This is a genomic window from Hyphobacterium sp., assembly GCF_965229905.1.
In the GTDB taxonomy this organism is placed as follows: Bacteria; Pseudomonadota; Alphaproteobacteria; order Caulobacterales; family Maricaulaceae; genus Hyphobacterium.
The window spans coordinates 2,394,530-2,406,535 of record NZ_OZ245930.1; the positions used below are offsets into that span (position 1 = coordinate 2,394,530).

9 protein-coding genes are annotated in these 12,006 nt (G+C 62.6%); 4 read left to right on the forward strand and 5 right to left on the reverse strand.

What is annotated here, in order from left to right; translation table 11 throughout:
* Positions 1-43: 43 nt before the first annotated feature.
* From ACO08C_RS11920 to ACO08C_RS11935, 4 genes are all read left to right on the forward strand, one after another.
* Positions 44-637 (forward strand): glutathione S-transferase family protein, encoded by a 594-nt coding sequence (locus ACO08C_RS11920; protein WP_421785873.1) that lies wholly within the window; start codon positions 44-46, stop codon positions 635-637.
* 6 nt (positions 638-643) lie between these two features.
* Complete coding sequence (glyS, locus tag ACO08C_RS11925) at positions 644-3,001, forward strand: glycine--tRNA ligase subunit beta (RefSeq protein WP_421785875.1); 2,358 nt, start codon at positions 644-646, stop codon at positions 2,999-3,001.
* A 132-nt stretch (positions 3,002-3,133) separates the two neighbouring features.
* A complete protein-coding gene (ppdK, locus tag ACO08C_RS11930) occupies positions 3,134-5,806 on the forward strand; it encodes a pyruvate, phosphate dikinase (RefSeq protein ID WP_421785877.1) in 2,673 nt (890 codons plus the stop codon).
* Between the two features lie 196 nt (positions 5,807-6,002).
* Positions 6,003-6,770, forward strand: coding sequence for a cell wall hydrolase (locus ACO08C_RS11935; protein WP_421785878.1), 768 nt, complete (start codon positions 6,003-6,005; stop codon positions 6,768-6,770).
* Here the strand turns inward: ACO08C_RS11935 and nadC are convergent.
* The 5 genes from nadC to ACO08C_RS11960 form a co-directional block, all read right to left on the reverse strand.
* Positions 6,767-7,612, reverse strand: a complete 846-nt coding sequence (gene nadC, locus ACO08C_RS11940; protein ID WP_421785880.1) for a carboxylating nicotinate-nucleotide diphosphorylase — start codon at positions 7,610-7,612, stop codon at positions 6,767-6,769. The genes ACO08C_RS11935 and nadC overlap by 4 nt on opposite strands.
* A complete protein-coding gene (locus ACO08C_RS11945) occupies positions 7,609-9,102 on the reverse strand; it encodes an L-aspartate oxidase (RefSeq protein ID WP_421785881.1) in 1,494 nt (497 codons plus the stop codon). The genes nadC and ACO08C_RS11945 overlap by 4 nt, the downstream gene beginning before the upstream one ends.
* 4 nt (positions 9,103-9,106) lie before the next feature.
* Positions 9,107-10,240: a quinolinate synthase NadA gene (gene nadA, locus ACO08C_RS11950; RefSeq protein WP_421785882.1), complete on the reverse strand. Its 1,134-nt coding sequence runs from the start codon at positions 10,238-10,240 to the stop codon at positions 9,107-9,109.
* A gap of 142 nt (positions 10,241-10,382) precedes the next feature.
* The gene (locus ACO08C_RS11955) at positions 10,383-11,336 is read right to left on the reverse strand and encodes an NUDIX hydrolase (protein WP_421785884.1); all 954 of its coding nucleotides are present in this window, start codon (positions 11,334-11,336) and stop codon (positions 10,383-10,385) included.
* A complete protein-coding gene (locus tag ACO08C_RS11960; protein WP_421785886.1) occupies positions 11,333-11,917 on the reverse strand; it encodes an HD domain-containing protein in 585 nt (194 codons plus the stop codon). Before ACO08C_RS11960 ends, ACO08C_RS11955 begins: the two co-directional genes overlap by 4 nt.
* Positions 11,918-12,006: the final 89 nt, after the last annotated feature.

Sequence of the window (12,006 nt, forward strand, 5' to 3'; positions counted from 1 at the left end):
ATCAAGGGGGAGGGAAAGACGCCAGTTCCAGGAGAAACTGACCATGGCATTGGAATTCTATCATAATCCGCAATCGCGCGCGGCGATGACGCACTGGCTGCTGGAAGAGATCGGCTGCGATTACACGATCAAGCCGGTGGCTTATGAAGACGGTTCGATGCGCACGCCGGAATTTCTCGCCATCAATCCGATGGGAAAAATCCCGGCGATCAAGGATGGCGAGACGATCGTCACCGAGACCACGGCGATCGCAATCTATCTCGCCGACAAGTACAAGACCCCGAACGATTTGGCGCCGGCCATCGACGACAAGCGCCGCGGCGAATATCTGCGCTGGGTTGCCTATCAGAGCGCCTGCATCGATCCGGCGATGATGCAGGCGGGGCTGAAATTCGAGACCAAGCGGCAGCAGGCCGGCTGGGGTAATGTCGAGCTGGTTCAGGACGTGCTGGATCAACGCCTGGCCTCCGCCAGCCCTTACCTGTTCGGTGACTGGTTCACCGCGGCCGATGTCCTGATTGGCGGGGCGATCGGCTGGGCGACGCAATTCGGCATGTTCGAAATGCGCGAGAATTACAAGCCGTATCTGGAGGCCGTGCAATCGCGCCCGGCCTTTAGAAAAGTCTTTGCCGGTTAGGACCCCATGCCCCAGCTGCTGCTCGAATTCTTTTCCGAGGAAATCCCCGCCCGCATGCAACCGCGTGCGGAGGCCGACCTCGAACGTCTCCTGTCGGCCGCGCTGAAGGCGGCGGGTCTCGGCTGGGAGAGCTTCACCACGTTTGCCGGGCCGCGGCGGCTGGGTTGCGTGATCGAGGGGCTGCCCGCGCAGACCGAGGATGTGCGCGAAGAACGCAAGGGGCCGCGTACCGATGCCCCCGAGAAGGCGCTGCAGGGCTTCATGCGCGGGGCCGGGATCGGCAGTCTCGACAGTTGTGAGGTCCGCGAGGACAAGAAGGGGTCTTTCTACGTCGCGGTGATCGAGAAGCCGGGCGTGAAGACGGCGGATGTGATCGCCCGCGTCATCCCGGACATTGTGAAGAATTTCCCCTGGCCGAAATCGATGAAGTTCGGCGAGGGCGAAAAGGCGCAGCGCTGGGTACGGCCGCTGCAGCGGATCGTCTGCCTGTTCGGCGGCGACGTGGTGCCGGTCGACGTGTTCGGCGTTTCGGCGTCGAATGTGACCGAAGGCCACCGCGTGCACGGGCCCGGGCCGTTCACCGTGACCGATTTTGCGGATTACAGGGCGCAGTTGGGAGGCGAGGGGCGTGTCCTTATCGACCGGGCGGCACGCGAGACGCTTATTCTCGTCGGCGCAAAGAAAGTCTGCGCGGACGCCGGGCTGGAGCTGATCGAAGATGCCGGCCTGCTGACGGAAGTCGCCGGGCTGGCGGAATGGCCGGTGCCGCTCTTGGGACAGATGGACCCGGACTTTCTCGATCTGCCTCCGGAAGTCATTCAGCTGTCGATGAAGACGCACCAGAAATATTTCGCGGTGCGCGATCCGAAAACGGGTGAGCTGGCCCCGAATTTCGTGGTGGTCGCGAACCAGGACGCGCCCGATGGCGGAAAGGCGATCGCGGCCGGCAATGCGCGGGTCCTGTCGGCGCGCTTGTCCGACGGCCGGCATTTCTGGGACAATGACCGCAAGACGCCGCTGTCAGAGATGGCTAGGAAGCTCGACAAGGTCACCTTCCACCAGAAGCTCGGAACGGTCGCCGACAAGGTAGAGCGGGTCGCGGCGCTGGCGCGCGAACTGGCGCCGGCCGTGGGCGCCGATCCGGATCTGGCTGAGAAAGCGGCGCGGCTCGCAAAGGCCGATCTCGTCTCCGAAATGGTCTATGAATTCCCCGAGCTTCAGGGCGTGATGGGCCGGTATTACGTCATGGAACAATGGCGCCGCCCCCCCTCCGTCCCGGAATCGCCGCGAGGCGGCGTCCGGGACACCTCCCCCGTAAACGGGGGAGGAAACCGGGAAGGCGCCTTTCCTCCCCCGCTTGCGGGGGAGGGGGACCCCGAAGGGGTGGAGGGGGGGCTTTCCGGCCTCTCCGAATCCGAAGCCCAGCAGATTGCCGATGCGGTCCGCGATCACTACAAGCCGCAGGGCCCTTCCGATGCCGTGCCGACGGCCCCGGTGAGCGCGGCCGTCGCGCTCGCCGACAAGCTGGATACGCTGGTCGGGTTCTGGGCGATTGATGAGAAGCCGACGGGATCGAAAGACCCGTTCGCGCTTCGCCGGGCGGCGTTGGGCGTTATCCGGATTTTGCTGGAGAATGAATCGAGGATTGGCCTCGCGGAGCCAATTTCCAACATGGCCCTTGTCATTGGAAGTTGGGTTGAGTTTCGCGATGTCGCTGAAGACGGATTTTATGATCGCCTTCGAGACAACGGTTTCGATCAGACTGCCGAAGAAATTAAGGAGGGTGATCTTTGGCGTGTTGCCGCTCATTCAAGTGAGCGTTTGTACAATGCCCGGATAGATCTCCTCGCCTTCTTTGCCGACCGCCTGAAAGTCCACCTCAAGGATGACAGCATCTCGCATGATGTGATCGATGCGGTGTTTGCGCTGGGCGATGATGATCTGGTCCGCGTCACCCATCGCGCCCGAGCCCTGCAAGAATTTCTCGATACCGAGGACGGAAAGGCGCTGCTCGCCGGTTACAAGCGCGCGGCGAACATTCTGAAGGCCGAGGAAAAAACCGACGGCGAAGGCGTGTTCGAAGGCGATCTCGACAGCGGCTATGCCCCGGCTGAAGCCGAAGAGAAGGCGCTGATCGACGCGCTGAACACAACGCGTCCGGCTGCGGCAAAGGCCGTCGAGGCCGAGGATTTCGAGGGCGCAATGAGTGCGTTGGCGCAATTGCGCGGGCCGGTCGATGCCTTCTTTGACAAAGTCACCGTGAACGATAAAGACGACATGCTGCGCCGCAACAGGCTGCGCCTTCTCGCGCAGATCCGGCAGGCGGCGCACACCGTGGCGGATTTCAGCCGCATCGAGGGATGATCACTCCTCCTTCGAGGCCCGCTTGCGCGGGCACCTCAGGATAAGGTGATCGGAAAATTCGGCTCTACCTCATCTTGAGGTGCGTTCGGAACGAACGCCTCGAAAGAGAGGGAAAGACAAAAGGACGACGCGATGAGCGCGACGAAGTGGGTCTATGCATTCGGGGGCGGCTCCAGCGAGGGCGATGCGGATATGCGCGAGCTTCTCGGCGGCAAGGGCGCGAACCTGGCCGAGATGGCCAAGCTGGGTCTGCCGGTGCCGCCGGGCTTCACGATCACGACTGCCGTCTGCGTGGCCTATTATGAGAATGAGAAATCCTTCCCGACCGAGCTCGACGCGCAAATCGACGCCGCGCTGAAAGCGCTGGAAGAGACGACGGCAAAAACATTCGGCGATCCGGCCAATCCGTTGCTGGTCTCCGTGCGATCGGGCGCCCGGGCCTCGATGCCGGGCATGATGGATACGGTGCTCAATCTCGGCCTCAATGACGAGACGGCTGAAGGGCTCGCCGCGCTGTCGGGCGACAAGCGCTTTGCCTACGACAGCTATCGCCGCTTCATCCAGATGTATTCCGATGTCGTGCTGGGGCTGGATCATGCGATCTTCGAAGAGATCCTGGAGAGCTTCAAGGATGAGCGCGATTATGCGCTCGACACCGAATTGTCGGCCGAGGACTGGGTCGAGATCGTCGGGGAATACAAGCGCGCCGCCGCCGATGCGCTGGGCCGCGATTTTCCGGCCGATCCGCGTGAGCAATTACAGGGCGCGATCCGCGCCGTGTTCGACAGCTGGATGACGGCGCGGGCGATCAAGTATCGCCAGTTGCACGACATTCCGGAAAGCTGGGGTACGGCGGTCAATGTCCAGGCCATGGTATTCGGCAATATGGGCGAGACCTCGGCGACCGGCGTGGCCTTCACGCGCAATCCGTCGACCGGCGAGAACAGCTATTACGGCGAATTCCTGATCAATGCGCAGGGCGAGGACGTGGTCGCCGGCATCCGCACGCCGCAATGCCTGACCCAGTCGATGCGCGAGGAGATGGGCGACACCCAGCCCTCCATGCAGGAAGCCCTGCCGGAGAGCTATGACGAGCTGGCGAAGGTGTTCGACATTCTCGAGCGCCATTACCGCGACATGCAGGACATCGAGTTTACGGTGGAGCGCGGCCGGCTGTGGATGCTGCAGACCCGGAACGGCAAACGCACCGCCAAGGCGGCGCTGAAGATCGCGGTCGATCTCGCCAGCGAAAAGCTGATTTCCGAAAAGGAAGCCGTGATGCGGGTCGACCCGTCACAGCTCGACCAGCTCTTACACCCGATGATCGCCGAGGACGCGGCGCGCGATGTGCTGGCGACCGGGCTGCCGGCCTCGCCCGGGGCTGCGGCCGGCGTTGTGGTCTTTGACAGCGATGATGCCGAGGCACGCGCCGGCAAGGGCGAGCCGGTGATCCTCGTCCGGGTCGAGACCAGCCCGGAAGATATCCACGGCATGCATGCCGCCCAGGGCATTGTCACCGCGCGCGGCGGGATGACCTCGCACGCCGCCGTTGTCGCCCGCGGCATGGGCCGGCCCTGCGTGTCCGGCGCCGGGTCGGTGCGGATCGATTATGCGGCCAAGATGTTCACCGCCGGGGGGCGGACGGTTAAGGAAGGCGACTTTATCACCATTGACGGCGCGACCGGCGAAGTGCTGGCCGGCGAGGTCAAGATGATCCAGCCGGAAGTGACCGGCGATTTCGCCAAGCTGATGGAATGGGCCGACCGCGTCCGCCGGATGAAGGTGAGGACCAATGCCGAGACGCCGGCCGATGTCCGGACCGCGAAGGAATTCGGCGCGGAGGGAATCGGTTTGTGCCGGACCGAGCACATGTTCTTCGATGCGGACCGGATTGCGGCCGTACGGGAAATGATCCTGTCGGATTCGAAGGACGGCCGGGTCGCGGCGCTGGCCAAAATCCTGCCGATGCAGCGCGCCGATTTCGAAGCGATCTTCGAGATCATGGAAGACCGCCCCTGTACCATCCGCCTGCTGGACCCCCCGCTTCATGAATTCCTTCCCCACAGTTCAGGGGACGTGCAGGCTGTGGCCGAAGCCACCGGCCTCGCCGCCGAGGCGTTGATGGAGCGGGCGCGGGCGCTGGCCGAGAGCAATCCGATGCTCGGTCATCGCGGCTGCCGGCTGGGAATCACCTTCCCGGAAATCTACGAAATGCAGGCCCGGGCGATTTTCGAAGCACAGGTGAATGTCGAAAAGAAAACAGGCATTAAGCCGGTCGCCGAGGTGATGATCCCGCTGGTCGCCACGGCGCGCGAGCTGGCCATCCTCAAGGCCGCTGTCGCCCGCATTGCCGATGAGGTCCGCAAGGAGAGCGGCAAGGTGCCGGAATATCTGATCGGGACGATGATCGAATTGCCGCGGGCTGCGCTGCGGGCCGACGACATCGCCCATGAGGCCGAGTTTTTCTCGTTTGGAACCAATGACTTGACGCAGACGACCTTCGGTCTGTCGCGCGACGATGCCGGCAAATTCATGCCGGACTACATCGAGCAGGGCATTTTCGAGAAGGATCCTTTCGTCACCCTCGACCAGCATGGGGTTGGCGATCTGATCCGCATCGCCGCCGATCGCGGCCGCGGTGTCCGCGAAAAGCTGAAGCTCGGCATTTGCGGAGAGCATGGCGGTGATCCGGCGTCGATTCATTTCTGCGATTCGGTCGGGCTCGATTATGTGTCTTGTTCGCCATACCGCGTGCCTGTTGCGCGACTTGCTGCCGCACAGGCCGCCTTGAAGGCGCGCGTCTAAGTCTCTGAATCCAGTAGAAAAGAGGCGAAAGCGGTTGAAATCGCCCCTTAACTAACCCATTTGTAATCCCGACGATTACTTGACGATGCCGGGCGCGCCCTATAATCGAGCGCGCCGGATCGCCGGTCGGCATTCAGCGAATGGTCATCTTCATTCGTTACAGCCCCGGATCTGGACCAACGCATTTGGGGCTGTGATGAACGCCAAGGCGAAGAAAAATTCGGTTGTCCGTATTCAGGACGTTGCGCGCTACGTGCTGGTTGCGGCCGCGTTTGCTGCGGTAGCTTTTGTGTTGCCGCTTGCGAGCATGCGCGCCGATCATCAGGATGACGCGGCTTACTGGCGTGAGCTGGCCAGCCGTCACATCGAGTCCGAGGACCTGCTGGGCTGGTCGGCACCTTTCGGTCTGCAGGCGGCTTCCTTGTCACTGGCGGCTGATGAGCTCGAAGGTGCACGCGTCCTGATGCGCCCGGTCAGTGTGGATTTGCGCACGTTCGACGCCACTCATATTGATCGTGCGCGATTCAGTGCCGCCGAGATCCACTGCCTTGCCGAGGCGATTTACTACGAAGCCCGCGGCGAGAGTTTTGCCGGCCAGACGGCTGTGGCGGAAGTCATCGTGAACCGTGTGAATCACCGTGTGTATCCGGAGACGATCTGCGGCGTGGTCTATGAAGGATCCGAGCGCGTGACCGGCTGCCAGTTCAGCTTCACCTGCGACGGCTCTATGGATCGCGCCCCGCGCGGCCGGTCGTGGCGCCGCTCGCAACTGGTTGCCGAGCATGTGGCCTTGGGCTTTGCACCGCCGCGCACGCGCCGCGCTACGCACTACCATACGACGGCGGTCGATCCGCACTGGAACGATTCGCTCGTGCAGACGGGCCAGATCGGCACGCACATCTTCTACCGCTTCCCGAACCGCCGGGAACGCGAGGAGTTGCGTAACCGCCAGCGCGATCTCTAAACCGCGTCCAATCCGAAATCGACATTCGGCGCCGAGTGCGTCAGGGCGCCGACGGAAATAATGTCGACGCCCGTCGCAGCGATGTCCGCGACGGTGTCGAGCGTGACGCCGCCGGACGCCTCGAGGACAACGCGGCCAGCCGCCTGAACCACGGCCGCTTCCAGATCCTGCGGCGCAAAATTATCGAGCAAAACGACGTCCGCCCCGGCCTTCATGACGCTCGACAGGTCCTCCAGGCGATCGATCTCGCAGGAGACACGAACCATGTGCCCGACATGGGCGCGAGCGGCCCGGACCGCTGCTGCGGGACTGCCGGCGGCGGCGATATGATTGTCCTTGATCAACACCGCGTCTGACAGGCTGTAGCGATGCGGCGCGCCCCCTCCGGCGCGTACGGCCTGTATCTCGAAAGCGCGCAGGCCGGGTGCGGTCTTGCGGGTATGGACGATTTTCGCCTTGGTGCCGACAACCGCATCGACATACCGGCGTGTCAGGGTTGCGATGCCACTCATCCGACCGAGAAAATTGAGCGCCGTGCGTTCGGCGAACAGGATGTCACGGACATTGCCGGCGGCGATAAGCACTGTTTCGCCGGGCTCGGCGGGATCGCCGTCATTTGCCATCACGTCGAGGGAGATCTCTGGCCCGGCCTGGCAGAAAGCCTCGACCGCCGCCTGCATGCCGCACACCACGCCGTTCTCGCGCGCCCGGATTTCGAAGGTGCCGGTGGCGCCTGGCGGAATGACGGCCAGCGAGGTGGTGTCACCAGCGCCGGTTACGTCCTCGGCGAAGGCGCGGCGTATGGTATCGCGTACAAGTTCGGCGGGCAGGGGAGGGATCATTCCGCAGCGACCAATTCAGATTGGACCGAACCGGCGATAAGCGTGTTTTCGGCGTGCGGCAAGGGTTGTTGAAAATCTAACCGGTAATGCGCGCCTCGGCTTTCCTGCCGTTCCAAGGCGGCTTCCGCTACAAGACGCGCTGCGACGATTTGGTTGGTGCCGCCAAATCGCGCCGCCAGGCGTTTGATCCGCGTCTGTAAATCTCGTAGCCCGCATTCATCCTTTTCAACGCCCGCAAGCTGCGACATGGCGAGACGCAATCCGTGAAGCGCAATGGTTGGCATAACCGGCGGTGCAGCCACGGGCCGGTGCGCTTTGGGCCGGGCAGATGAAACGGCAATGGCTTCGGCGGCCCGTCTTGCAAACACCAAGCCCTCGGCGAGCGAATTGGAGGCCAAACGATTGGCGCCATGCAGACCGTTGCACGCGCACTCACCGACCGCCCACAGTCCGGGAATGCTGGAGTGTCCATCGCAGTCAGTGGCAATACCGCCCATCGTGTAATGGGCGGCGGGCACAACCGGGATGGGCGTCTGGCGCGGATCAATTCCAGCCCGCATGCAGGCGGCGAAGACGGCGGGGAATGTGTCAGCGAACCCATGCCCGACGACATCGCGGCAATCCAGATAAGCGCCTCTTCCGTCATTTCCGGCGCGATAAACCGCGCGCGCAACGACATCGCGCGATGCGAGGTCCTGGCCGTTGGTAATGCTGTTGCCGGCTGCATCGATCAGCCGGGCGCCCCGGCCACGCAGCGCTTCGGTCGCAAGGGGCAGGGGATCCTCGCCGGTTCTTATAGCGGTGGGGTGGAACTGGACGAATTCCGGATTGGCAATATCGGCTCCGAGACGGTGAGCCATGGCGATGGCTGATCCGGTCGCGCTCGGTGGGCTGGTCGTGTGGGCGTAGAGGCCGCCATAGCCGCCTGTTGCGAGCAGGGTGTGAGCGCTGGCGATTGGATGGATGTTGCCCCGGCCGTCGCCTGCCAGAACGCCCGCACAAGACCCATCGATGGCAGGCAGGAGCGATAAGGCCCGCCAACCCTCACGGATGTCGATATGTTCCGATTGTCGTGCGGCCTTGACCAGGACAGACAGGATTTCTACGCCGGCCTGATCGCCCCTGACATGGGCAATGCGCGGATGTGTGTGGGCGGCTTCCAGACCCAGCGACAGCCTGCCTTCGGGTCCGCATTCGAACCGCACGCCCAGCGATCGCAGGGCATCGATTTCTGAGGCTATACCTTCGGACAAGAGGCGAGCGACGTTCGGGTCGCACAGGCCGGTGCCCGCGAGAATCGTATCATCGATGTGGGCCTCAACGCTATCGCCGGGCCCGTCCGGCACGGCGATACCGCCCTGTGCCCAGCCGGTTGCGGCACCGGTGCCCAGCGGCGCCCCGGTCAACAGGATCACCGGCCTAGGCGAGAGGTTGAGCGCCGCCCAGAGGCCGGCAATTCCGGCCCCGACAATGATCACCGGTTCGGTCACGGGGCTAGACCAGTTCCACTTCTACCGGCGCCCGATCGCGATCGAACTGTGCCGGACGGTCGGGCTTGGGCAGGTCCAGCATGCGCTGAATCGAAACACGCGCGCGAGCCGCTGTTTGCGCGTCGACCTCGACTTCGAATCGATTGTAGCGCAGGGCATCGTAGATGTTTTGCAGCGTAATCCGCTTCATGTGCGGGCACAGATTGCAGGGCCTCACAAAATTCACCCCCGGATTCTCCACAGCAACGTTGTCGCTCATCGAGCATTCGGTGAGCAGCACGACTTTCTCTGGCCGCTGGTCCCGGACATAATTTGCCATGGCAGCCGTGGAGCCGGCGAAGTCGGCCGCTTTGACGACATCGACGGGACTCTCCGGATGAGTCAGGACGACAATGCCGGGATGGCCTTCGCGGAGCGCCTCGACGTCTTCGGCCGTGAAACGTTCATGGACCTCGCAGCTGCCCTTCCAGGTCAGGATGCGCACACCCGTATTGGCTGCGACATTGCGGGCGAGAAACTCATCAGGAATAAGGATCACCGTGTCGGTCGCCCATTCCCGAGCCGCCCATTCGGTCACCTGAACGGCATTGCTGGACGTGCAGCACACATCGGCTTCCGCCTTCACTGCCGCCGACGTGTTGACATAGGTCACGATCGGATAATCGGGATATTTCGCCTTGATCGCCGCGACATCCTCGCCGGTGATGCTTTCGGCGAGCGAACAACCGGCGCGCATGTCCGGAATCAGCACGGTTTTTTCCGGGGACATGATCTTGGCGGTTTCGGCCATGAAATGCACGCCCGCCTGGACAATGGTATCTTCTTCAACCCGGGCGGCCATGCGGGCCAGCGCCAGGCTGTCACCGGACAGGTCGCCAACGCAATTGAAGATTTCCGGCGTCATATAATTGTGCGCCAGGATGATGGCGCCTTTGTCCTTTTTCAGCCGGTTGATTGCGGCGATCAAAGGGGCGTGGGCCGGCCATTCGTCCGGCAAAATCACATCTTTGACTTTTTCGTAGAGATGTTCGGTTTCCGCCCGGACGGCCGCGTCATAAACGAGGTCATCGGCAGTTTCGTCTTCCGGATATCCAGGATCGCATTTCCAATTCGGGCTCGTCCAGTCCATCCGATCCATGACACTCTCCCGTTTTGCTCACATTGAGCATTATTAGAGTTCGTGAAAAGGCGGTGAGTCAGTCGACCGCCTTATGCTCTTTATGAGCCTAATTAGGATTGGCGGACGATGACGTCAAGGAGGGGCTGCATTCTAAAGCGGTTCAATTAAGTCGCGGCGTAGCGATGCCGGTTGCGGCTGCTTCCCGCAGGGCTTCGCGCCGGTATCTGAAAAGCTCTGCCGGGCGCCCGCCGGTTTGCGCCAACATTTTTCCGGTGCCCTCGACAAACCCGGTGCGCTCGAGTGCCCGGCGAAAATTCTGTTTGTGAAGCGGATAGCCGACGATGCCTTCAACGGTTTTTTGCAAAGCCGACAGAGTGAAGCGTTCGGGCATGAGTTCGAACACGACCGGACGATACTTGATTTTGCCGCGCAGACGGCTGATGGCGGTGGCTATGATGCGCCGGTGATCCGATGCCATGGGGCGACCGACCGGTACCGACGTGTTGGCGCCATGGCGGTCGCGCGCCGCTTCCTCTATCAGGCCGGCGCTATACAGTAGCTCGTAGCGATCGAGACAGCGTTCCTCGTTCCAGCCGCGCCCATCCAGGCCGAATGTGATGCGGGCGCGATCGCGCCGGCCGTCGCGGCGGCCTTCGGTTTCGGCCTCATCAATCCAGCGTCTCAGCGCCGGTTCGATGTGATCAGCCAGAATCGCCGGTTTGCCCCGGCGCCAGTCTTCCCACGGGAAATACCGGTACCAGCTTTGCCATTCACCGCCGCCGGCGGCGAGCACCGTGGCTTCCGGGGTTAGCGCGAGATAGCCAACCGAGATGATGCGGGCCTCGTCCGATGACGGCAGATTGGCGAGCGGCGCCTCGCGGCCGCGGTCGCCGAAAGTGTAGAGCTGCTCGACATAGCCCAGCTGGAAATGCGCCTGTTCGCTTACCCATTCACGCAGGCCGATCTCGAACGTGCGGTGGCGGGCCGGATCAAACGGTCCGAAGGGCAGTGACGGGTCGGCACCTTCGCGGGGCACGACGAGAACCTGAGGTGCCTCCTCACCTGCCGCCACGACGACAGCGTTCAGACCGACGGCGACAGGCGGCAGGCTCATCCGGACGGCCTTCTCTGCGGTGGTGCGATATCCGACGAAAGTGACTCGAAACGCTCAAGAAAGATGGATTGTGCCTTGTTCGGGGCTAATGGGCGAATCTGAACGTCCAATCCGCCCGGAAGCCGTCCAAAAAATTGCCGCGCTTCTTTTTCGCTAAAGCCGGCGATTTGAATAGCCTCGAGATGCGCGCAAATCCGATCGGCGCGCTTTATCTTGCGTTTCACCTCGATCGGCGTACGGGGCGGCAGCCCGAATCTGATGTGGACTGCAGCTTCAAGGCGGTCTTCGAATTCGCGATAGTTCACACCGAGCGCGGCTTTGAACGGGCTGATCATATCGCCAATGACATACTCGGATGAGTCGTGCAGCAAAGCGGCCAGCCGCCAATGAGGCTGCAACCGAGGGTAAATTTGGCCGACTATCTGCTCAACGATGACACTGTGCTCGGCCACCGAAAACGCGTGGGCACCCCGTGTCTGGCCGTTCCAGCGCGCCACCCGCGCCAGCCCGTGGGCAATGTCTTCTATTTCGATGTCCAACGGCGAAGGATCCAGCAAATCCAGCCGGCGTCCCGACAGCATTCGCTGCCAGGCTCGCGATTGTTCACCCTTGGCCTGTGAGCGCCTCGTCAATTCGCTTCTTCCTTGAATAATCTGCGGCTATGAGGTTG